This window comes from Rhizobium sp. BK313, assembly GCF_014193655.1.
GTDB lineage: Bacteria > Pseudomonadota > Alphaproteobacteria > Rhizobiales > Rhizobiaceae > Rhizobium.
In genome coordinates this window covers 242,820-267,179 of the sequence record NZ_JACHZQ010000007.1, presented here as the reverse complement: position 1 = coordinate 267,179, position 24,360 = coordinate 242,820, and the positions used below count along the sequence as shown (strand labels likewise).

The window sequence follows — 24,360 nt, the reverse complement described above, 5'->3', positions numbered from 1 at the left end:
CGACTATTTTTAAGTGCGATGTCCAGTCCCCTCTATTTCGCACATTAGCACGCCGGGATTGACTGCCACATTTCCATCGGCAAACCTGCGCAGGCTTGAAAGGAGCCATACATGCGATTCGCAGGCCTTGCTATTGGATTGACAGTTTTGACCGTTGCAACGAGTGCCGCCGCACAGAATTTTCCGGCGCCGGGCGTAACCGTCGTCAGCGGCACATGTTCAAAACTCGTCGTCGGCAAGCTCGATGCCTCGAAAGGCTGCAAGGCCGAGATCGCCAGCGTGACGGGACCGGACGGCTCGGTGACGTTCATTTTTTCCTCCGGCGGCAAGATGCTTGGCTTCCAGGGTAACGGAAGCGGGATCAAACCGGGCGCGAAGAAAGGCACCGCACAATTGCCGATCGAAGTCATCTCCACTGGTGCGGGCAACAAGATGACGGGTCAGGTCGGGGCCAAGGGCACCTGCACCTTCGCCAATCCCTATGCTGGTAAACCGGTCGCCATCGAATGCTCGGCAAAATCGGCCGAACTGAGTTTTACCGGCAGCTTCCTGTCGAACGGCAAGCCCCCACACGGCAAGTAGGAAGTTTCGCCCGGTCGGATCCACGCCTCGGAAAATCCTTCGGCTTCCAAAGTTTACTTTGAACGGCCTTTGTTTTTCCCGCCGTGATTGGCATCGCCCGGCGCCTCGCGCGACAGGTCCGCGCCGCTGACATGAGCCGGAACATGGACATCGTCATGTGTCGCAGGCTGCAGCGTCAGGTCGACATTGTGCGGCGGCAATACCTGCGCCTGGCGCAGAACGTTGGAGCGTGTGCGCTTTTGCCGGGCCGTCGGTTCTGGCTTCTGTTCTTTTGGTTTCCGATGAATGGGATGGGGGCTCATGGAAGGTCCTCCTTGGCCGCTGCTCTCTATCCGACAATAAAATCCGCCATTGTGGGGATCTGCCTCGCAACGGACATCGCCCTGCCCGCCTTAAGGCCAAACGCTCCCTTCTCAGTTTGGTTCCGGAAAATCCTGTTCTGCCGGCGGCGACAGGTATCGAACGGCGTACGCTCTTGACGGGCGCCATAATTTCACTAACTAATGGTAGCACGTCCGCACCTTCTGACATCGGCTGCGGAGTGAACTTTGGTGCCGGGCCCCTCTGGCGAGAGTTTTAACGGCGCTCTCGCGATGTCGGTACCGCCTGCAGATGAGCCGGCGGATTTCTTTTCATGACTAGTTTGACCATGCCTCGCCCGCATGCCGTCTCCGGTATGCGGCTGCGCCTTGAGTCCAGATACAGTTTGTCCGTTGTTCACGAGGTGCGTCGATGACGCAATCCTCTCCTTCCAAATCCACGCTCGGCTATTTCGGTTGGGCTTTCATCGTCACGGTCGCCGGTCTTATCCTGGGCGGAGTGCTCGGCTGGAACATGACCGGCACGCTTGGCGGCTTGGCGACCGCGTTCTTCATCTGCGCGGTACTGGCCGTGCTGGAGATTTCGCTCTCCTTCGACAATGCCATCGTCAATGCCAACAAGCTGAAAGAGATGACGCCGCTCTGGCAGCATCGCTTCTTGACCTGGGGCATCGTCATCGCCGTCTTCGGCATGCGCATCGTCTTTCCGCTGGCGATCGTCGCCGTTGCCGCCCATATCAATCCTTGGGAAGCGCTGAAGCTCGCGGCTGCGGAACCGGAGCAATATGCCGCGATTATGCATGACGCTCATCTGCCTATTGCCGCTTTCGGCGGCACTTTCCTGATGATGGTCGGCCTTACCTATTTCTTCAATCACGAGAAGGATGTGCACTGGATCGCCTTTGTCGAAAAGACGATGGCGCGTTTTGCCACCGTCAAAGGCATCGAGATCGCCTTCGTGCTGATCCTCGTTCTGATTTTCGCCTCTCTGCTCGGCGGCGAGGATGCGACGACATTCCTTTATTCCGCCGTCTACGGTCTGCTGACCTTTCTTCTGGTAGAGGTCCTCAGCGGCTTTTTGGATGCCTCGCAAAAGACGATGAGCGCCGCTGCCAGGGGTGGTCTCGGAGCCTTCCTCTATCTGGAAATCCTTGATGCCAGCTTCTCCTTCGACGGCGTCATCGGCGCTTTCGCGCTCACTCAGAACCTCTTCATCATCGCCATCGGTCTCGGTATCGGCGCAATGTATGTGCGCTCGATGACGATCATGCTCGTGGAAAAAGGCACGCTCGCCCACTATCGCTATCTGGAACACGGGGCTTTCTACGCCATCCTGATTCTTTCGGTGATCATGTATGTACAAACGCTCATGCATATTCCCGAAGTGATTACCGGCCTCGGCGGCGCGGCACTGATCGGCATCTCCCTTTGGTCGTCGATCCGCTACAACAAGCGCAACGGCGTCGAGCATGACCCAGCGCATGAAGAGCCCCGCGACAGAGCCAAGGCCTGACAAAATGATCCATGGTGTTGCCGCATCGAAATAGCGGCAACACCTACGCCTTTCGATGAAAAATTCCCGCAACACGGATCTGGTCTCTCAACCGAAGCATGACTTTGATTGTTAGAATTTCCTCACTAAGATCGACGAATGTTCGCAGCCGATGGTAATTCGCACTGGTGTTTTCCTGAAAAATATCGCAATGGCGAAAGCCAGTTGTTTAAAGGACGAACGCGGCAATCGCATATGTTGCAGATGTCCGCGAAGCGTTCTTGAATGAAGTGTCTAGGAGAGAGGCAAGATATGGCAGCCAAAATCGTCCCAGTGATCATGGCCGGAGGCAAGGGAACACGGTTATGGCCGCTATCGCGCGCTTGCGCGCCGAAGCAATTCATCCAGTTCATCGGTGACAAGACGCTCTTCCAGAGCACTTTGACGCGCGTCTCTGATCCAGAGCTTTACGAAGCTCCTATCGTACTCACCAATGAAGAGTTTCGCTTCCTCGTTGCCGAGCAGGCGCGTGAACTCGGCCTGAAGCTGGCCGCGGTCCTGCTGGAGCCGGTTGCCCGCAACACCGCTGCTGCCGTTGCCGCAGCCGCCACGCTCGTCACAGAACTCTTCGGCAAGGACGCGACGATGCACGTCCTCGGATCCGATTACGAGATCGACGCCAACGCCATCTATTACGATTGCGTTCGCACCGCCCGCGATACCGCGCTCGAAGGCAAGCTCGTGACCTTCGGCATTGCGCCGACCGAGCCGGCGACCGGCTACGGCTATATCGAGAGCGGCAAGGCACTTTCGACCGGCGCACATGCGGTCAAGCGTTTCGTCGAAAAGCCCGCCTTGGAAAAGGCCGAGGCAATGATCGCCAGCGGCGGGTTCTATTGGAACTCCGGAATGTTCATGTTCTCTGCCGGCCAGCTTCTCTCGGAAATGCACGAATACGCGCCTGAGGTCGAAAAAGCCGCCAGCAAGGCGGTCTCGAAGGCAACACGCGATCTCGATTTCACCCGTCTCGACACTGAGGCCTTCGTCAAGAGCCCCGATATCTCCATCGACTACGCACTGATGGAGAAGACGGCAAATGCGGCCGTCGTCCCCTCGCCCTTCACCTGGTCGGATCTCGGCAGCTGGGATTCGGTCTGGAAGGTCGGCAAGCGCGACGAAAACGGCAATGTGGCTGCCGGCGACACGACGCTGGTCAACACCAAGAACTCGCTTGTCATGACGCATGGCGTCCATCTCGCCGTGCAGGGGATGGAGGACGTCGCCGTCATCGCCAGCGAAGACGCCGTCTATGTCGGCCATCTCAAGGACAGCCAGGAAGTCGGCAAGCTGGTCAAGTTGCTCGCCAGCCAGAAGATGACGGCCAAGCTCACCGAGACGCATCCGACGTCCTATCGCCCGTGGGGCGGCTATACGTCGGTCCTGAACGGCGAGCGTTTCCAGGTGAAGCGCATCTTCGTCCTGCCCGGCAAGAAGCTGTCGCTGCAGAAACATCACCACCGTTCCGAACATTGGATCGTCGTCAAGGGCACCGCTGAAGTGACCGTCGGCGAACACGTGCAGATGCTGCGTGAAAACGAGTCGATCTATATTCCGCTCGGCGAAGTGCATCGCCTTTCCAATCCCGGCAAGATCCTGCTGGAACTGATCGAAGTGCAGACTGGCTCCTATCTCGGCGAAGACGATATCATCCGCCTGGTCGATGAGTTCGGCCGAAGCTGAGGTTTTCGACGGCATCGATTTCAAAGCGGCGGGCAAATGCTCGCCGCTTTTATTTTGGCACTATGTGGAATGGCTCTGATTGACCGCCCAAAGCATGTCGCGCAAAAGTGCGCAGCGGTTTTGCGATGACGACATGCGCAAAATCGAAAGCCTGAAGCGAATCCCAGAGATCGCTATGCGCTTTAGATGCCTTGCATTCTTCCGCTGCATTGCACACACTGCTGACGGGAACAGCAAATGCCGCACAACGATGCGAGCTAGGCAAAGAGAAATATGGCGATCAAAGCAAGTATTTATCATCTCACCCATTACAAATACGACAATCCGGTCCGCCTCGGCCCTCAAATCATTCGCTTGAAACCCGCTCCACATTCCAAGACGCACGTCCTCAGCCATTCGCTAAAGGTGACCCCCTCCAATCATTTCGTGAATCTGCAGCAGGACCCCTACGGCAATTATCTCGCTCGCTTCGTCTTTCCCGATCCGGTGACCGAGCTGAAGATCGAGGTCGATCTCGTTGCCGACATGACGGTCTACAATCCCTTCGACTTCTTCGTCGAAGAGGAGGCTACCAAGTGGCCTTTCGATTATCCCGAGACGATGCGCGAAGATCTGTCGATCTACATGAAGCCGGAGGAGCCGGGGCCGCGCCTTGCGGCCCTCCTTGCAACGCTGGACCGCTCCGAGCAGCGCACTGTCGACATGGTCGTCGGCCTCAACGCGCGGCTGCAGCATGAGATCGGCTATGTCATCCGCCTGGAAACCGGCGTGCAAACGCCCGAGGAGACGCTGGAAAAGGCAAAAGGGTCCTGTCGCGATACGAGTTGGTTGCTCGTCCAGCTTCTCCGCCATCTTGGCCTCGCCGCCCGCTTCGTCTCCGGCTATCTCATTCAGCTCACGCCGGATCTGAAGGCGCTCGACGGCCCCTCGGGCACGGAATACGACTTCACCGACCTGCATGCCTGGGCTGAGGTCTATCTTCCCGGCGCCGGCTGGGTCGGCCTCGACCCGACCTCGGGCCTACTGACCGGCGAAAGCCATATTCCGCTTGCCGCCACGCCGCACTACCGCAACGCAGCACCGATCTCCGGCGGTTATTTTGGCGAAGCCAAAACCGAGTTCGACTTTGCCATGAAGGTCGCCCGCGTTGCCGAGCATCCGCGCATCACCAAGCCCTTCTCCGATGAAAGTTGGGAAGCGCTGAATGCGCTCGGCCAGGAAGTCGACGGCATCCTGAAAAGCGATGACGTGCGCCTGACCATGGGCGGCGAGCCTACCTTCATCTCGATCGACGATTTCCAGTCGGAAGAATGGAACACCGCCGCCGTCGGCCCGACAAAGCGCGACAGGGCCGATCAATTGGTTCGTCGCCTACGCGATCGCTTCGCGCCCGGCGGCTTCCTGCATTACGGCCAAGGCAAATGGTATCCGGGCGAGAGCCTGCCGCGCTGGACCTTCTCGCTCTACTGGCGCAAGGACGGCAGGCCAGTCTGGCAAAATCCTGCTTTGATTGCCGAAGAGACTGCTAAGACCGGCGCGAGTGCGGACGACGCCGGTAAGCTTCTGACCGCGATTGCGAAGGAATTGGCGATCGCGCCCGATATGGTTCAGCCGGCCTATGAAGACCCGGCCGAATGGATCATCAAGGAAGGCAGCCTGCCGGAAAATGTCGATCCGTCCAATTCGAAACTGAAGGACCCGGAGGAACGCAGCCGCATCGCCCGCGTCTTCGAACGCGGTCTGACGACGGCGACCGGCTATATCCTACCCGTGCAGGCCTGGAATGCGCGCGCCAGCCGCACGCGCTGGGTCAGCGAAAAATGGCGCACCCGCCGCGGCAAGATTTTCCTGGTGCCGGGCGATTCCCCGGTCGGCTATCGCCTGCCGCTCGGCACCCTGCCATACGTGCCGCCGTCGCGTTATCCCTATATCCATACCGCCGATCCCTCCATCCCGCGCACACCTCTGCCGGATGTGATCGTGCCTGCCGGGCGCGCTATGCCGGAAGCCTCTTTCCAGGCGGACGAAAGCGCGCAATCGCGGGTCGAGCAGACGCTCGGCGAAATCGGCGGCGCGGTGCGCACCGCGATCTCGGTCGAGCCGCGCGACGGCCGGCTCTGTGTCTTCATGCCGCCGGTCGAACAGATAGAGCACTATCTCGAACTCCTGACTGCCGCCGAAAATGCGGCGGCGGAACTCGGACTGCCGGTGCATATCGAAGGCTATCCGCCACCCCAGGACGAGCGCATCAACGTTGTCCGCGTCGCACCCGATCCCGGTGTGATCGAAGTCAATATTCACCCGGCGTCGAACTGGCAGGAATGCGTCGACATCACCACCGCGGTCTATGAAGAGGCTCGGCAGACGCGCCTCGGCACCGACAAATTCCTGATCGACGGCCGCCACACCGGCACCGGCGGCGGCAATCATGTCGTCGTCGGCGGCGCCAATCCGAACGACAGCCCGTTCCTCCGCCGGCCGGACCTTCTGAAGAGCCTGGTATTGCACTGGCAGCGCCACCCTTCGCTCTCCTACCTCTTTTCCGGCCTGTTCATCGGCCCGACCAGCCAGGCGCCGCGCATAGACGAGGCGCGCCACGACAGCCTCTACGAACTGGAAATCGCGCTCGCTCAGGTGCCTGCACCCGGTCGAGGCATCCCGCCGCTGCCCTGGCTTGTCGACCGCCTGTTCCGCAACCTTCTGACCGACGCCAGCGGCAACACCCACCGCTCGGAGATCTGCATTGACAAGCTGTTTTCCCCGGATGGACCGACCGGTCGCCTTGGCCTAGTGGAACTCCGCGGCTTCGAAATGCCGCCGAACGCGCGCATGAGCCTCGCCCAGCAATTGTTGGTCCGCGCCCTTATCGCCCGCTTCTGGCGCAACCCGATCGACGGCAAATTCGTCCGCTGGGGCACGGCGCTACACGACCGTTTCATGCTGCCGCATTATATCTGGCAGGATTTCCTCGACGTACTCACGGACCTCCGGGAAAACGGCTTCGATCTTCGCCCCGAATGGTTCCAGGCGCAGCTCGAATTCCGCTTTCCCTTCTGCGGAGAAGTCGAATATGAGGGCAGCAAACTGGAACTGCGCCAGGCCCTGGAACCCTGGCATGTCATGGGCGAAGAAGGCGCGATCGGCGGCACCGTCCGTTATGTTGATTCGTCGGTGGAGCGGCTGCAGGTGCGGCTCGAGACCAGTAATTCCTCGCGCTACACCGTCGCCTGCAACGGCCGCGCCGTGCCGCTGACACAGACAGGCACATCGGGCGTCTCCGTCGCCGGCGTCCGTTACAAGGCGTGGCACCCAGCCTCGGGCCTGCATCCGGTTCTGCCGATCGACACACCGTTGACCTTCGACATTTATGATACATGGTCGGAGCGTTCCATCGGCGGCTGCATCTACCATGTTGCCCATCCGGGCGGCCGGAACTATGACACCTTCCCCGTCAACGGCAACGAGGCCGAAGCGCGACGCCTGGCGCGATTCGAACCTTGGGGACATACGGCGGGCGGCTATAATCTGCGCGCAGAATCAGTGTCGGGGGAATTTCCGTTGACGCTCGATCTCCGGCGGCCGACAGGAGTATGAAACGGGAATACGCATGGGTAAAAAACCAGCGACGGAGCGGCGAGACGAGGTAAGGGCTGGCATCGGCAACGATCCGGCCTTTGCCTATTCCGCTCTGCCCGGCGTCGCCGACGAAATGGTCGACAATAAAGGTGTCGTACGGCCGGTCTGGCAAAACCTGCTGGCCGCATTGGCCCGTATGCCGGAAAAGGAGCTCCTGGAACGTTTCGCCCGCGCCGACCGCTATCTGCGCGACGCCGGCGTTTTCTACCGTGCCTATGGAGCAACGGGCGTCAGCGAACGCAACTGGCCGATTTCGCATATTCCCGTGCTGATCGACGAGCGCGAATGGCAGACGCTGTCGGCCGGCCTGCGCCAGCGCGCCGACCTGCTCGAAGAGGTCATTGCCGATATCTACGGCGACAACCGGCTGGTCAACGAAGGGCTGCTGCCGCCGGCGCTGATCGCCGCCAATCCGGAATTCCTGCGGCCGCTGGTTGGCGTCAAGCCCGCAGACGGGCACTATCTGCACTTCCTCGCCTTCGAGATCGGCCGCGGGCCGGACGGCAATTGGTGGGTGTTGGCCGACCGCGCACAGGCTCCGTCAGGCGCCGGTTTCGCGCTGGAGACCCGCGTCGCCACCACGCGCGCTTTCTCCGATATCTACGCCGAGACGAGAGTGCATCGCCTCGCATCCTTCTTCGGCGCCTTCCGTGACGCTTTGCAGGGCGTGAAGCGCGGCGCGGCCGACCGCATCGCCGTTTTGACACCCGGGCCTGCCAACGAGACCTACTACGAACACGCCTATATCGCTCGCTATCTCGGCTTCATGCTGCTGGAAGGCGAGGACATTACCGTCGTCAACGACCAGCTGATGGTGCGTACCGTTGCAGGCTTGAGGCCGATCAGCGTGCTCTGGCGGCGCCTCGACGCTTCCTATGCGGACCCGTTGGAGCTGAACCAGCAATCCCATATCGGCACGCCCGGCATGGTCGAGGCGCTGAGAGCGCAAACCGTCACCATCGTCAACGCGCTCGGTTCCGGTATTCTGGAAACCCGCGCGCTTCTCGCCTTCATGCCCACCATCTGCCGGCATCTGCGTGGTGAAGACCTCAAGCTGCCATCGATCGCCACATGGTGGTGCGGACAGAAGGCCGAGCGCGAGCATGTCGCCGCGCACATCGAGAAAATGGTGATCGGCCCGGCCTATTCCTGCATGCCCTTCTTCGACGATAACGGTCAGTCTGTATTGGGCTCGACGCTGCGCACCACTGCCAAGGAATCGATTGCCGACTGGCTGGCGACGGACGGCCACAAGCTGGTCGGCCAGGAGGTCGTCACGCTCTCCACGACGCCCGCCTGGGTAAACGGCAAGCTGCTGCCGCGACCGATGAGTTTGCGCGTCTTTGCCGCCCGCACCGAAAGCGGCTGGCAGATCATGCCGGGCGGCTTTGCCCGCATCGGCAGTGGTGACGATGTCGCCGCCATCGCCATGCAGGCCGGCGGTTCCGCTGCCGATGTCTGGATCGTCTCCGACAAGCCGGTGGAGCGTCACACGCTGTTGCCGGCCGAAGAGACCTTTACTCGCAACATGCCCGGCAGCCTGCCGAGCCGCGCTGCTGACAATCTTTTCTGGCTCGGCCGGTATATCGAACGCGCCGAAGGGGCGTTGCGCATCCTGCGCGCCTGGCACGGGCGCTTTGCCGAAGCCGCCGATCCGACCCAGCCACTGCTGGCCGACGTCAGCGCCTATCTCGCAGCCATCGATATCGACACCAAGGAAGCGGTGCCGGAAAACCTGCTGCGCAATATCGACAGCGCCGTCTACTCCGCCAGCAACATCCGCGACCGCTTCTCGCCGGACGGCTGGCTGGCGCTGAACGACCTTGCCAAGACCGCCCGCCGTTTCAAGGAAAAGGTCAAATCCGGCGACGACGCCAGCCACGCCATGACGATCCTGCTGCGCAAGCTCGCGGGTTTTGCCGGTCTCGTGCATGAAAACATGTATCGCTTCACCGGCTGGCGCTTCCTGTCGCTCGGCCGATATATCGAGCGTGGATTGCATATGACGCGCCTGCTCGGGCGCATGTCCGGCCCGGACGCCCCGGATGGCGCGCTCGACATGCTGCTCGAAATCGGCGACAGCGTCATGACCCACCGCCGCCGCTACAACGTCAATACCGCTCGCCTGACGGTGACCGACCTCCTGGCGCTTGATCCACTCAACCCCCGCTCAATTCTCTTCCAGATGAACGAGATCCATCGCGAAGTGGAGCAATTGCCCAACGCCTTCATCAACGGCCAGATGTCGCCGTTCTACCGCGAAGCCATGCGGCTGCATTCGGGCTTGGCCGTCATGACGCCAGAAACGATGAACGACGAGGTTTACAAGCGGCTGGAACGGGAGCTGGAACGACTCTCCGACCTACTCGCCCAGACCTATCTCGGATGATGTGATGCTATACGACCTGTCGCTGCACATGGGCTATATCTACGACGTGCCGGCCACTGGCGCGCGCCACATCGTGCGCGTGCTGCCGCTGTCGCTGACCAACCGCCAGCGCCTGATTGCCGGCTCGCTGAAAGTTACCCCGCATCCGGACGAACAGTCGAACTTCACCGATTTTTTCCAACATCCCGCGACCTCGATCCTCGTGCGCAACCCGCATGAAAAGCTCGACATCCGTATGCAAGCGCGAGTGCAGGTGGAAAGTCAGCCGGTTACCGCCGACTTTTCTCCGATGCTCGCCAAGCTGCCGGATGAGATTAGCGATAGCTGGTCGGTCGAGCCTTCCTCGCCCCATCATTTTACCGGCAGCAGCCCGCGCCTGCCGGAGACAACGGAGATCGCAGACTACGCCCGGCAGTGGGCGACGACCAACCTGACGGTGATGCAGATCGCCCACGCCGTCTGCGCCCAGATCAACAAGGATTTCGTCTACGACCCCAAGGCGACGACGGTCGACACCACGCCGAAGGAGGCATTCCGCCTGAAACGCGGCGTCTGCCAGGACTTTGTCCATGTGATGATCATCGCGCTGCGCAGCCTCGGCATTCCGGCCGGCTATGTCAGCGGCTTCCTGCGCACCATCCCGCCGCCCGGCAAGGAACGGCTGGAAGGCGCCGACGCCATGCATGCCTGGGTGCGCATCTGGTGCGGTGAGACGGCGGGCTGGATCGAGCTCGATCCGACCAACAACATCCCTGCCGGAACCGACCACATCGTCGTCGCCTACGGTCGCGACTATTCCGACGTCGCCCCTGTCATCGGGGTGCTGAAGAGCTACGGCAGCCAGAAAACGGTGCAGGCCGTCGACGTTATTCCGCTAAAACAGCAAAAAATGAAATAAAACCAAAACGGGAATAATCCGGCTATTCGCTAAAACTCGAACGATCATCTAAACGGCGCGCTTAGAGTTTTCGCCGATAGTCACCGTCAATTCTGAGGCTTCTCTCATTGGGCGGACATGATGATCACCGGTTCGAGCAAATTTCGCAGCATCCAACACCTTCTACGCGATCGCGCCGGCAATTTCGGCATATTGACCGCGCTCGCCATTCCCGTCGTCGCCGCCGCTGCCGGCGTTGCGGTCGATGTTTCCAACATGGCGGTTTCCGACAGCCAGTTGCAGGAGGCGACCGACGCCGCAGCCCTCGCCACGGCAACGGCGCTCAACAATGGCAGTGCGACGACATCCAACGCCCAGCAGTTGGCGGCCGACTTCGTCACAGGGCAGATGTCGAACTATCTTGCCGGCGATGCGGACGCCACCAGCGCGCTCAAGGCCGGCACTACCGCAACAGTGACGAAGACGACCGATTCCTCAGGCAATGTCGGCTATTCCGTCGTCGTGAACGCGTCGTATGCGATGCAGGTGAACGGCATGACCCGCATGCTCGGCGTCAGCACGATGAACGTGAGCGCATCGAGCACCTCGGTCAGCGGCAATGACACAACAACGCAAAATCAAAAGAGCCCGCTGTCCATGTATTTCGTTCTCGACCGCTCCGGCTCGATGGACGAAGCAACAGACACGGTCAATGCTCAGCAGCCGACGACCACTGCTCCTTGCAGCAACAACAAGAACAAGACCTGCACCGTGACCAATTATTACACGAAGATGCAATCGCTGAAGATCGCTACCGCGAACCTCGCCACACAATTGAACAGCGCCGACCCGAACAGCATGTATGTTCGCACCGGCGCCGACTCCTACAATTCCAACGCCCAGACACCGACGGCGCTGGCCTGGGGCACCAGTGGCCTCACCAAATACGTTAACAACTTGACGTCAAGCGGCACGACAAACTCGGCGCCTGCCTTCACGGCTGCAGTGACCGCCCTGACAATGGCGTCCTCGACACCGGGGCTCACGAATGAGCAGCTGCAACATAAGAACAAGAACGGCTCGACAAACCCGGCTACATATATCGTCTTCATGACGGACGGCGACAACAACGTGACGGACGCCGATAAAAACACCAAGATTCAGTGCGATGCAGCACGCACCGCTGGCATCCATGTTTACACGATCGCCTTCATGGCGCCCGCAAACGGCCAGGCTTTGCTGAAGTACTGCGCAACGACAGCGGCCGATTACTTCACGCCGCAGAATGCCGCAGACCTTTTCAGCGCTTTTTCGTCGATCGCCACACAGACGTCGAAGAAAATGACGCTTCTGACCAAATAACAGCTAGAGCCCGATGCTCTAGAATTCATAAACAGGTCGTAAAAGCAAAACCGCTCCAGAGCAATCTGGAGCGGTTTTTGCTGTTGGCGTATCCGAAGATAAGAGCCGGAAATATAACCGGAATCAAGTCTTTTTGGTCCGCCGAGAGCGTTTGCCCGGTATTTTCGCATTTGCCTGATTCACTTGTTGCAACAGCTTTACTTCGGTGCATAAACTGCTACGTAGAGGCAATGGCAATTTGATTTAATCGGGCGTAACCTCCTGAATATAAATCACAAATGGTGAGACTTGATAGTATGAATAACTTGACCAAAGCCAATCTCCCCGTTCCGGCCCCCCGCAGTTCCCGCCCCGAAATCCTTGCGGAAGAAATCATCGAGCGCCTGACCTATCGCATCGGCAAGGATGCAAAAGTCGCCAAGCCGCACGATTGGTTGACGGCGACCATCCTTGTCGTTCGCGACCGCGTCATCGACAAATGGATGGAATCGACCCGCAAGGTCTACGAAACCGGTGCCAAGCGCGTCTACTATCTATCTCTCGAATTCCTCATCGGCCGCCTGATGCGCGATGCCGTTTCGAACCTCGGCCTGATGGAGGAGATCACCAATGCGCTCTCCTCGCTCGGCGTCGATATCCGTGTCATCGCCGGCCTTGAGCCCGATGCAGCGCTCGGCAACGGCGGCCTTGGCCGTCTTGCAGCCTGCTTCATGGAGTCGATGGCGACCGTAGACGTCCCGGCCTATGGTTACGGCATTCGTTATGTTCACGGCCTGTTCCGCCAGCAGATGGCCGACGGCTGGCAGGTGGAGCTGCCGGAAACCTGGCTCGCCCACGGCAATCCCTGGGAATTCGAGCGTCAGGAGAGCGCCTACGAAATCGGTTTCGGCGGCGCCGTCGAATTCGTCAGCGGCCACGATGACCGGCCGCGCTATGTCTGGAAGCCAGCCGAGCGCGTCATCGCAGCCGCCTTCGATACGCCCGTCGTCGGTTGGCGCGCCAAGCGCGTCAACACGCTGCGCCTCTGGTCGGCACAGCCGATCGACCCGATCCTGCTCGACGCCTTCAATGCCGGCGACCACATCGGCGCGCTCCGCGAAAGCAACAAGGCCGAAAGCCTGACCCGCGTTCTCTATCCGGCCGATGCAACCCCCGCCGGCCAGGAACTGCGCCTGCGCCAGGAATTCTTCTTCTCGTCCGCTTCGCTGCAGGACATCCTGCGCCGCCATCTGCAGCAGTATGACGATCTGACGAATCTCGCCGACAAGGTCGCGATCCAACTGAACGACACCCATCCGGCCGTCTCCGTCGCCGAAATGATGCGCCTTCTGGTCGACGTTCACGGCCTCGACTTCGACGCTGCATGGGATATCACCCGCAACACCTTCGGCTACACCAATCACACGCTTCTCCCGGAAGCGCTGGAAAGCTGGCCGGTGCCGCTGTTCGAGCGGCTGCTGCCACGCCACATGCAGATCATCTACGCGATCAACGCCAAGATCCTGGTTGAAGCCCGCAAGGCCCGCAATTTCAGCGACGCTGAAATCCGTTCGATCTCGCTGATCGATGAAAACGGCGACCGCCGCCTGCGCATGGGCAATCTCGCCTTCGTCGGCTCGCACTCGATCAACGGCGTCTCGGCGCTCCATACCGATCTGATGAAGGTCACCGTCTTCGCCGACCTGCACAAGCTCTATCCGGACCGCATCAACAACAAGACCAACGGCATCACGCCGCGCCGCTGGCTGATGCAATGCAATCCGGGCCTGACCGGCCTCGTTCGCGAAACCATCGGCGACGAGTTCCTCGATGATGCGGAGAAGTTGAAGCCGCTCGACCGGTTCGCCCGCGACAGCGCCTTCCAGGAAAGGTTCGCCGCCGTCAAACGCGCCAACAAGGTGCAGCTTTCCAATCTGGTCGCCAGCCGCATGGGCATCAAGCTCGATCCCAATGCGATGTTCGACATCCAGATCAAGCGTATCCATGAATATAAGCGCCAGCTTCTGAATATCGTCGAAGCCGTCGCGCTTTACGACCAGATCCGCTCGCATCCGGAACTGGACTGGCAGCCGCGCGTGAAACTGTTCGCCGGCAAGGCGGCGCCGAGCTATCACAACGCCAAGCTGATCATCAAGCTGATCAACGACGTCGCCCGCGTCGTCAACAACGACCCGTCGGTGCGCGGCCTGCTGAAGGTCGTCTTCGTGCCGAACTACAATGTCTCCCTCGCCGAAGTCATGGTTCCGGCCGCCGACCTCTCCGAGCAGATCTCGACCGCCGGCATGGAAGCATCCGGCACAGGCAACATGAAGTTCGGCCTCAACGGCGCGCTGACTATCGGCACGCTGGATGGCGCCAATGTCGAAATGCGCGACAATGTCGGCGAAGACAACATCGTCATCTTCGGTCTGAAGGCCGACGAGGTCGCCAATCTGCGCAGCGACGGCCACGATCCCCGCGCCGTCATCGAACGTTCGCGCGAACTGGCGCAGGCGCTTGCGGCTATCGCATCGGGCGTCTTCTCTCCGGACGACCGCACCCGCTATGCCGGCCTGATCGACGGCATTTATGCCCATGACTGGTTCATGGTCGCAGCCGATTTCGACGCCTATGCCGCAGCCCAGCGCGACGTCGACACCCTCTGGGCCAATCCCTCCGAGTGGTATGCCAAGACGATCAACAATACGGCACGCATGGGCTGGTTTTCCTCTGATCGGACGATCCGTCAATATGCCAAGGAAATCTGGAGAGCTGGATGAAAAAGCCGAAAAGACCCGCTGACGGCATTGCCTTGAGGGATATTTCGGCAGACGAGATTGCTGCAATTCTCGCAGGCACGCATTCCAATCCATTCGCCGTTCTCGGCGTGCATCGTACGGATGATGGGTTCATCGCCCGTTGCTTCATTCTCGGCGCAGAAGCCGTCACCGCCATGGCGCTTGACGGCTCCGTCATCGGTGAGCTGGATTGTCTCGATCCAGCCGGGTTCTTTTCCGGTGATGTTACAGTCGCCAAACAACAGCCGGTGCGCTATCGCGCCCGGCGCGGCGACGCCGAATGGGCGGTGACCGATCCCTATAGCTTCGGCCCAGTGCTCGGGCCGATGGACGACTACTTTGTCCGCGAGGGCACGCATCTCCGCCTGTTCGACAAGATGGGCGCGCACCTCCTGAAGCACGAGGGCGTGCAAGGCTTTCACTTTGCGGTCTGGGCGCCGAACGCGCAGCGTGTTTCGGTGGTCGGCGACTTCAACAATTGGGATGGCCGCCGGCACGTCATGCGCTTTCGCTCGGACTCCGGCATCTGGGAGATCTTCGCACCGGACGTTCCAGCCGGCGTTGCCTACAAGTTCGAAATTCGCGGCCATGACGGCGTGCTCTTGCCGCTGAAGGCCGATCCCTTCGCCCGCCGCAGTGAACTCCGGCCGAAGACTGCCTCGGTCACGGCCAACGAGATGACCCAGGTCTGGGAGGACACGGCGCACCGCGAACATTGGGCCAGTGTCGATCAACGCCGCCAGCCAATTTCCATTTACGAGGTGCATGCCAGCTCCTGGCAACGACGCGACGACGGCTCGATGCTGTCCTGGGACGAGCTCGCCTCGCGCCTTATCCCCTATTGTGTCGACATGGGCTTCACCCATATCGAATTCCTGCCGATCACCGAACATCCCTACGATCCGTCCTGGGGCTATCAGACCACCGGCCTTTATGCGCCGACCGCCCGCTTCGGCGAGCCGGAAGGTTTTGCACGCTTCGTCAACGGCTGTCACAAGGTCGGCATCGGCGTCATCCTCGATTGGGTGCCGGCGCATTTCCCGACGGACGAGCATGGTCTGCGCTGGTTCGACGGCACTGCGCTTTACGAGCATGAAGACCCGCGTCAGGGCTTTCATCCCGACTGGAACACAGCGATCTACAATTTCGGCCGCACCGAAGTGCTGGCCTACCTGCAGAACAATGCACTCTATTGGGCCGAGAAATTCCATCTCGACGGCGTGCGCGTCGATGCCGTCGCCTCGATGCTTTATCTCGACTATTCCCGTAAGCACGGCGAATGGATCCCGAACGAATATGGCGGCAACGAGAACCTGGAGGCAGTTCGCTTCCTGCAATCCATGAACACAAGGCTGTATGGTTCGCATCCGGGCGTGATGACCATCGCAGAGGAATCGACCTCCTGGCCGAAAGTGTCGCAGCCGGTCCACGAAGGCGGCCTCGGTTTCGGCTTCAAGTGGAACATGGGCTTCATGCACGATACGCTGAGCTATCTCTCCCGCGAGGCCGTGCACCGCAAATATCACCATAACGAGCTGACGTTCGGCCTGATCTATGCCTTCTCGGAAAATTTCGTCCTGCCGCTCTCCCATGACGAAGTGGTGCACGGCAAGGGTTCGCTGATCGCCAAGATGGCGGGTGACGACTGGCAGAAGTTTGCCAATCTGCGCGCCTACTACGCCTTCATGTGGGGTTATCCCGGCAAGAAACTGTTGTTCATGGGCCAGGAATTCGCGCAATGGAGCGAGTGGAGCGAAGCCCGCGCGCTGGATTGGAATCTCCTGCAATACCGCATGCATGAGGGCATGCGACGCCTGGTGCGTGATCTCAACTTCACCTATCGCAGCAAGCCGGCATTGCACGCCCGGGACTGCGAAGGCGACGGCTTCGAATGGTTGATCGTCGATGATTTCGAGAATTCGGTCTTCGCCTGGCTGCGCAAGGCGCCGGGCGAGAAGCCGGTTGCGGTCATCACCAATTTCACACCGGTCTACCGCGAGAATTACACCTTGCGCCTGCCAGCCGAGGGACGGTGGCGCGAAATACTGAACACCGATGCCGACATTTACGGCGGCAGCGGCAAGGGCAATGGCGGGCGTGTACAGGCCGTCAATGCGGGCGGGGGCATACAAGCGACAATAACGCTACCTCCTCTGGCGACCATCATGCTCGAACCGGAATTTTGAGACCATCAGAGACAGGGAGGAATGAAATGGTAGAAAAACGTATCCAGCCGCTGGCACGCGACGCCATGGCCTACGTTCTTGCCGGTGGCCGGGGGAGCCGCCTGAAAGAGCTGACCGACCGCCGCGCCAAGCCTGCCGTCTATTTCGGCGGCAAGGCTCGTATCATTGATTTCGCGCTGTCCAACGCGCTGAATTCCGGTATCCGTCGCATCGGCGTTGCCACGCAATACAAGGCACACTCCTTGATCCGCCACCTGCAGCGTGGCTGGAACTTCCTGCGGCCGGAACGTAACGAAAGCTTCGACATCCTGCCGGCCAGCCAGCGCGTTTCCGAAACGCAATGGTACGAAGGCACAGCCGACGCCGTCTACCAGAACATCGACATCATCGAGCCCTATGGTCCGGAATACATGGTCATCCTCGCCGGCGACCACGTCTACAAGATGGACTATGAATGGATGCTGCAGCAGCACGTCGATTCCGGCGCTGACGTCACCATCGGCTGCCTGGAAGTACCGCGCATGGAGGCGGTCGGCTTCGGCGTCATGCATGTCAACGAAAAGGACGAGGTCATCGCCTTCGTTGAAAAGCCTGCCGATCCTCCGGGTATCCCTGGGGACGAAGAACATGCGTTGGCATCCATGGGCATCTACGTGTTCCACACGAAGTTCCTGCTCGATTGCCTGCGCCGCGACGCCGCGGACCCGAATTCCAGCCGCGATTTTGGCAAGGACATCATTCCCTACATCGTCAAGAACGGCAAAGCCGTCGCCCATCGTTTCGCGCAATCCTGCGTCCGTTCGGATTTCGAACGCGAACCCTATTGGCGCGACGTCGGCACCATCGACGCCTACTGGCAGGCCAATATCGACCTGACCGCCATCGTTCCGGAACTTGATATCTACGACAAGTCCTGGCCGATCTGGACCTACGCCGAGATCAACCCACCGGCCAAGTTCGTCCATGACGACGAAGACCGCCGCGGTTCGGCTGTCTCTTCCGTCGTTGCCGGCGACTGCATCATCTCCGGCGCAAGCCTCTCGAACAGCCTGCTGTTTACCGGCGTGCGTGCCAACTCCTATTCCAAACTGGAGGGGGCCGTCGTGCTGCCGAGCGTCAAGGTTGGCCGCCGCGCCCAGTTGAAGAATGTCGTCATCGACCATGGCGTCACCATTCCGGAAGGCCTGGTGGTCGGTGAGGATCCGGAACTGGACGCCAAGCGCTTCCGCCGCACAGAAAGTGGTATCTGCCTGATCACGCAGACGATGATCGACAAGCTGGATATCTGACATATGAAAGTTCTTTCGGTATCGTCCGAAGTCTTCCCATTGATCAAGACAGGGGGGCTGGCCGATGTGGCTGGCGCCCTGCCTATCGCACTCAAGCCCTATGGCGTCGAAACGAAGACCCTGATTCCGGGCTATCCCGCGGTCATGAAGGCCATCCGCAATCCGGTGGCCCGTCTCGAATTCGCCGACCTGCTTGGCGAGAAAGCGACGGTCTTCGAGGCCGAGTACGACGGGGGTTCCCTCCTCGTGCTCGACGCACCGGCCTATTACAACCGAACCGGCGGCCCCTATGTCGACGCTACCGGCAAGGATTATCCGGACAACTGGCGGCGCTTCGCCGCCTTGTCGCTTGCCGGCGCGGAAATCGCCGCCGGCCTGTTTCCCGGCTGGTGGCCGGATCTGGTGCATGTGCACGATTGGCAATCAGCCTTGGTGCCGGTCTACATGCGCTACGCTCAGACGCCGGAACTGCCGAGCGTACTCACCATCCACAACATCGCCTTCCAGGGCCAATTCGGCTCCGACATCTTCCCCGGCTTGCGTCTGCCTGCCCATGCTTTTTCGATGGAGGGCGTCGAATACTACGGCGATGTCGGCTTCCTCAAAGGCGGTCTCCAGACCGCTCATGCCCTTACCACCGTCAGCCCCTCCTATGCGGAGGAAATCCTGACGCCGGAATTTGGCATGGGCCTCGAGGGTGTCATCGCCAGCCGTGTAAGCAGCCTGCACGGAATTGTGAACGGCATCGACGACGGTATCTGGAATCCGGAAACCGACCCGATGATCGCGCAGACCTACGGAGCCGCGACGCTGAAAGACCGCGCCGCGAACCGCAAGCTCGTCATCGAGCATTTTGGTCTGGACGACGATGACGGACCGATTTTCTGTGTCGTCAGCCGCCTGACTTGGCAGAAGGGCATGGACTTGCTCGCCCGCATTTCCAGCGATGTCGTTCGGATGGGCGGCAAGCTCGCCATCCTCGGCGCCGGCGATGCGGCTCTCGAGGGCGCGCTTTTTGCCGCCGCCGGTCGTCATCGCGGCCGTGTCGGCGTGTCCGCCGGTTATAATGAGCCGATGTCGCATCTGATGCAGGCCGGCTGCGACGCCATCATCATTCCATCCCGCTTCGAACCCTGTGGCCTGACGCAGCTTTATGGCTTACGCTATGGCTGCCTGCCGATCGTTGCGCGTACGGGTGGCCTCAATGACACCATCATCGACGCCAACCATGCCGCGCTGCAGGCAAAAGTCGCGACCGGCATTCAGTTTTCGCCCATCACTGCCGAAGGGCTGCTGCAGGCCATACGCCGCGCCATGCACCTTTTCCAGGATCGAAAGGTCTGGACGCAGATGCAAAAGCAGGGCATGAAATCCGACGTATCCTGGGGCAAGAGCGCAGAACGCTATGCAGCCCTCTACTCCAGCCTTGTCTCGAGAGGCGCTTAACCAGATGATTAAAACCGTTCCCACCAAACCCTATGCGGATCAGAAGCCTGGTACGTCAGGCCTCCGGAAGAAAGTTCCCGTATTTCAACAGCCGAATTACGCCGAGAACTTCATCCAGTCGATTTTCGATTCGCTTGAAGGCTATCAGGGCAAATGCCTGGTCATCGGCGGCGATGGCCGCTTCTACAACCGCGAAGTCATCCAGAAGGCCATCAAGATGGCCGCCGCGAATGGCTTCGGCAAGGTGATGGTCGGCAAGGGCGGCATTCTCTCGACGCCCGCCGCCTCGAATATCATTCGCAAATATAAGGCGTTCGGCGGCATCGTGCTGTCGGCCAGCCACAATCCCGGCGGCCCGACCGAAGACTTCGGCATTAAGTACAATATCGGCAATGGCGGCCCGGCGCCGGAAAAGATCACCGACGCGATCTACGAGCGTACCAAGGTCATCGAAAGCTACAAGATCGCCGATTTTGCTGACATCAATCTTGACCGCATCGGGCGCGAAGATATTGGCGGCATGATCGTCTCAGTCATCGATCCGGTCGAAGACTATGCCGCCCTGATGGAAGAGCTGTTCGATTTCGGCGCCATCCGCAACCTCATCAGCCTCGGCTTCCGCCTCTGCTTCGACGCGATGAGCGCGGTGACGGGTCCCTATGCCAAGGAAATCTTCGAAATCCGTCTCGGCGCGCCGGGCGGCTCGGTCCGCAATTTCCTGCCGTTGCCGGATTTCGGCGGCCATCACCCCGATCCGAACCTCGTCTACTGCAAAGAACTCTATGACGAGATGATGGGCGATGATGCACCCGATTTCGGCGCGGCATCGGACGGCGACGGCGACCGCAACCTGATTATCGGCAAGGGCATCTACGTCACGCCGTCGGACAGCCTGGCGATCCTCGCCGCCAACGCCAATCTGGCGCCTGGCTATTCACACGGCATCACCGGTATCGCCCGCTCCATGCCGACCAGCGGTGCTGCCGACCGCGTCGCCGAAAAGCGCGGCATCGGCATCTACGAAACGCCGACCGGCTGGAAATTCTTCGGCAATCTGCTCGACGCCGGCATGGCGACGATCTGCGGCGAGGAAAGCTCCGGCACTGGTTCCAATCACGTTCGCGAAAAGGACGGTCTCTGGGCCGTGCTGCTCTGGCTCAACATCCTTGCGGTGCGCGGCGAAAGCGTGGTCGACATCGTCACCCAGCATTGGGCGACATATGGCCGCAACTACTATTCGCGCCACGACTATGAAGGCGTCGACACCGATGCCGCCAACGGCCTGATCAATGCACTGCGCGAGAAGTTGCCGACCCTGCCGGGCACGAAGTTCGGCGATCTCACCGTTTCCGCCGCTGACGACTTTGCCTATCACGATCCGGTCGACAAGTCGGTTAGTCAGCATCAGGGCATCCGCATCCTGTTCGAAGGCGGCTCCCGCGTCGTTTTCCGCCTTTCCGGCACCGGCACGACGGGCGCGACCCTGCGTGTCTACATCGAGCGCTACGAGCCTGACCCGACTCGCCACAATATCGAGACTCAAGAAGCGCTTGCCGACCTCATCGTCGCCGCCCAGTCGCTCGCCGATATCAAGGAGCGCACTGGTCGCGACGCTCCGACAGTGATCACCTGATCCTTTCAGCGCCAAGGCACCTCTTCCCTGTAAAACGGGGAGAGGTGATGACTGCAAGACATCCAGAGAGTACCGCGAGACATGCAAGAGCCCGCCACCCGAACGTTCGGCGCTACGGTTACCGACCAAGGCGTGGAATTTGCAGTTTGGTCCAAGCATGCCGACAAGATCGAGCTCTGCCTTTTCGATGCCGAGGGCAGAGAAGAGATTGCTCGTCTGCCGATGAAGCGCGAAGGCGAAGAACATCGCCTGGCAGTGGACGGCATCAAGGAAGGCGCGCGTTACGGTTTTCGCGCCCATGGTTCATACGATCCGGATCAAGGCTTGTGGTTCGATCCGTCGAAGCTGCTTGTCGATCCCTACGCCAAGGAAATTGACCGACCCTTCCACTACGATCCACGCTTGGGTACGTTCGGCGAGGATACGCAGGATCTGATGCCAAGGGCGATTGTCTCGCACGACCTAGCAGTGAAGCCGGCCAAGCCGCTGTTCAAGCCGGGCGGCCTGATCTATGAAATCGCCGTCAAGCCTTTCACTATGCTGCATCCGGAGGTGCCCGCGGAGAAGCGCGGCACGCTGGCTGCCCTCGCCCATCCGGCCGTCATCGCGCATCTCAAGCGCCTGCATGTCGACGCCGTCGAGCTGATGCCGATTGTCGCCTGGATCGACGAACGGCACCTGCCGCCGCTCGGCCTCACCAACGGCTGGGGCTATAATCCCGTCGCCTTCATGGCGCTCGACCCGCGTCTGGTACCTGGTGGTGTCAAGGAATTGCGCGAGACGGTCGCAGCGCTGCATGCCGAGGGCATCGCCGTCATCCTCGATCTCGTCTTCAACCACACCGGCGAGAGCGACCGCCAAGGCCCGACGCTGTCACTGCGCGGCCTCGACAATCCCACCTATTTCCGCCATGAGCCCGACCGGCTGGGCGCGCTGATCAACGACACCGGCACCGGCAATACCGTTGCCTGCGACCAGCCGGCGACGCGCCAGCTCATCATCGACAGCTTGCGCCATTTCGTGCTTCATGCGGGCATTGATGGCTTCCGTTTCGACCTCGCCACCGTCATCGGCCGCACCAGTAGAGGTTTCGACCCCGAAAGCCTGACGCTGCGGTCCCTGTTCGCCGACGACGTTCTCGAGGATCGCATCATGATTGCCGAGCCCTGGGATATCGGCCCGGGTGGCTACCAGCTCGGCAATTTTCCGGCTCCTTTTCTCGAATGGAATGACCGCGCCCGTGACGATCTGCGCTGTTTCTGGCGCGGCGACAACAACAAGATCGGCGATATCGCCACTATCCTTGCCGGCTCTTCCTCCTTTTTCGGCCGCGACGGCCGCACCCAGACCCGCAGCGTCAACTTCCTCGCCGCTCATGATGGCTTCACGTTGATGGACATCGTCTCCTATGCCCAAAAGCACAATGAGGCGAACGGCGAGAACAATCGCGATGGCCATAACGAAAATTTCTCCTGGAACAATGGCGTCGAGGGCAAGACGGACGATCCGATGATCCTCCGCAAACGTCGCACCGACATCGAGGCCTTGCTGTCGACGCTCTTCGCTACGCGCGGCACGATCATGCTGACTGCCGGCGACGAAGGCGGGCGCACCCAGCGCGGCAACAACAATGCCTATTGCCAGGATAACGACATCACCTGGATGGATTGGGCGGCGCTGGACGAGGAGCTGATTGGCCACACCGCCTGGCTCGCGAGCCTTCGCCGCCGCTTTACCGCCTTTAGCGATACGGAATTTTTCAACGGCAAAGGCGATGTCCTCTGGTTCTCCGCCACGGGCGCAGCGATGACGATACCCGATTGGGAGACGCCGGATGCCCGCGTGCTCGGCATGGCGATCGGGACGGAGGATCGCGATAGCGGCAGGAAGACTCGTCTCGCCGTGCTGCTCAATCGTGCGGACGAGGAACGAGACTTCGAGCTACCGGCATCGGACAAGGCAGGCTGGTCGCTGCTGAATCCGAAGGAAACGACGACGGTTCAAAACGCGATCATCGTACCGGCGCGCTCGGTCAGCTTCCTCGTCGAAAACTGAGCCCGTTGACTTTCCGGTCTTATTCGCCAGAAAGGGTCGAAGGAAAGCAAAGCCTCACGAGGATAGAATGACTGGCGATATTTCGCTTGTTGAGATCATGAAGCTGGTCGGAACGGAGATCGGCATCTCCGACTGGATCACGGTCGACCAGACGATGATCGACACTTTCGCCGACGCGACGCTCGATCATCAGTTCATCCATGTCGATCCCGAGCGTGCCAAGGCGGAGACACCCTATGGCGGCACCATCGCGCATGGCTTCCTGACGCTCTCGCTGCTTTCAGCCATGAACTATAGCGGGCTGCCGAAAATCCGCGAGCAGACGATGGGCATCAACTACGGCTTCGAAAAGATCCGCTTCATGTCGCCGGTCAAGTGTGGTGCGCGGGTGCGTGGCCGCTTTAAGCTCGCCGAAACCCGACTGCGCGGCGCCAGCATGCTGATGCTGACCTACGAAGTCACTGTCGAAATAGAAGACGAGCGCAAGCCTGCACTCACTGCGACATGGACAACCATATCGCAGTTCGATCCGAAGGATCGCCCGGAAGAGGCTTAGGGCTTCTTTGAAGCGCGAGA

General features: G+C 60.3%; 15 protein-coding genes. 14 read left to right on the top strand and 1 reads right to left on the bottom strand.

The genetic code is table 11. From position 1 onward, the window contains the following. Positions 1 to 111 precede the first annotated feature (111 nt). Positions 112 to 582, top strand: a complete 471-nt coding sequence (locus FHT86_RS29625; protein WP_133710486.1) for a hypothetical protein — start codon at positions 112 to 114, stop codon at positions 580 to 582. A gap of 53 nt (positions 583 to 635) precedes the next feature. On the opposite strand, the gene FHT86_RS29620 is transcribed toward FHT86_RS29625, so the two are convergent. Continuing rightward, positions 636 to 884: a hypothetical protein gene (locus FHT86_RS29620; protein ID WP_133710485.1), complete on the bottom strand. Its 249-nt coding sequence runs from the start codon at positions 882 to 884 to the stop codon at positions 636 to 638. A 430-nt stretch (positions 885 to 1,314) separates the two neighbouring features. On the opposite strand from FHT86_RS29620, the gene FHT86_RS29615 reads away from it, so the two are divergent. The 13 genes from FHT86_RS29615 to FHT86_RS29555 all read left to right on the top strand — a co-directional run bounded on the left by FHT86_RS29615 (position 1,315) and on the right by FHT86_RS29555 (position 24,340). After that, positions 1,315 to 2,415: a DUF475 domain-containing protein gene (locus tag FHT86_RS29615; RefSeq protein WP_133710484.1), complete on the top strand. Its 1,101-nt coding sequence runs from the start codon at positions 1,315 to 1,317 to the stop codon at positions 2,413 to 2,415. 291 nt (positions 2,416 to 2,706) lie between these two features. Continuing rightward, the gene (locus FHT86_RS29610; RefSeq protein ID WP_133710483.1) at positions 2,707 to 4,134 is read left to right on the top strand and encodes a mannose-1-phosphate guanylyltransferase/mannose-6-phosphate isomerase; all 1,428 of its coding nucleotides are present in this window, start codon (positions 2,707 to 2,709) and stop codon (positions 4,132 to 4,134) included. 273 nt (positions 4,135 to 4,407) lie between these two features. Then, on the top strand, positions 4,408 to 7,728 hold the full coding sequence (locus FHT86_RS29605) for a DUF2126 domain-containing protein (protein WP_133710481.1): 3,321 nt from the start codon (positions 4,408 to 4,410) through the stop codon (positions 7,726 to 7,728). Positions 7,729 to 7,741: 13 nt separating this feature from the next. Next, positions 7,742 to 10,159 (top strand): circularly permuted type 2 ATP-grasp protein, encoded by a 2,418-nt coding sequence (locus FHT86_RS29600; RefSeq protein WP_133710480.1) that lies wholly within the window; start codon positions 7,742 to 7,744, stop codon positions 10,157 to 10,159. Between the two features lie 4 nt (positions 10,160 to 10,163). After that, positions 10,164 to 11,057 (top strand): transglutaminase family protein, encoded by an 894-nt coding sequence (locus FHT86_RS29595; protein WP_133710479.1) that lies wholly within the window; start codon positions 10,164 to 10,166, stop codon positions 11,055 to 11,057. A gap of 120 nt (positions 11,058 to 11,177) precedes the next feature. Next, positions 11,178 to 12,398, top strand: coding sequence for a vWA domain-containing protein (locus tag FHT86_RS29590; protein ID WP_133710478.1), 1,221 nt, complete (start codon positions 11,178 to 11,180; stop codon positions 12,396 to 12,398). Between the two features lie 296 nt (positions 12,399 to 12,694). After that, the gene (locus tag FHT86_RS29585; protein ID WP_133710477.1) at positions 12,695 to 15,157 is read left to right on the top strand and encodes a glycogen/starch/alpha-glucan phosphorylase; all 2,463 of its coding nucleotides are present in this window, start codon (positions 12,695 to 12,697) and stop codon (positions 15,155 to 15,157) included. Beyond that, entirely contained in the window at positions 15,154 to 17,361 is a 2,208-nt protein-coding gene (gene glgB / locus FHT86_RS29580) for a 1,4-alpha-glucan branching protein GlgB (RefSeq protein WP_133710476.1), read from the top strand. The genes FHT86_RS29585 and glgB overlap by 4 nt, the downstream gene beginning before the upstream one ends. 26 nt (positions 17,362 to 17,387) lie before the next feature. Next, complete coding sequence (gene glgC / locus FHT86_RS29575) at positions 17,388 to 18,650, top strand: glucose-1-phosphate adenylyltransferase (RefSeq protein WP_133710475.1); 1,263 nt, start codon at positions 17,388 to 17,390, stop codon at positions 18,648 to 18,650. Positions 18,651 to 18,653: 3 nt separating this feature from the next. Beyond that, complete coding sequence (glgA, locus tag FHT86_RS29570) at positions 18,654 to 20,096, top strand: glycogen synthase GlgA (RefSeq protein ID WP_133710474.1); 1,443 nt, start codon at positions 18,654 to 18,656, stop codon at positions 20,094 to 20,096. 4 nt (positions 20,097 to 20,100) lie between these two features. Then, complete coding sequence (locus FHT86_RS29565; RefSeq protein ID WP_133710473.1) at positions 20,101 to 21,729, top strand: alpha-D-glucose phosphate-specific phosphoglucomutase; 1,629 nt, start codon at positions 20,101 to 20,103, stop codon at positions 21,727 to 21,729. An 81-nt stretch (positions 21,730 to 21,810) separates the two neighbouring features. Beyond that, positions 21,811 to 23,784 (top strand): glycogen debranching protein GlgX, encoded by a 1,974-nt coding sequence (gene glgX / locus FHT86_RS29560; protein WP_133710472.1) that lies wholly within the window; start codon positions 21,811 to 21,813, stop codon positions 23,782 to 23,784. Between the two features lie 67 nt (positions 23,785 to 23,851). Continuing rightward, the gene (locus FHT86_RS29555) at positions 23,852 to 24,340 is read left to right on the top strand and encodes a MaoC family dehydratase (RefSeq protein WP_133710471.1); all 489 of its coding nucleotides are present in this window, start codon (positions 23,852 to 23,854) and stop codon (positions 24,338 to 24,340) included. Positions 24,341 to 24,360: the final 20 nt, after the last annotated feature.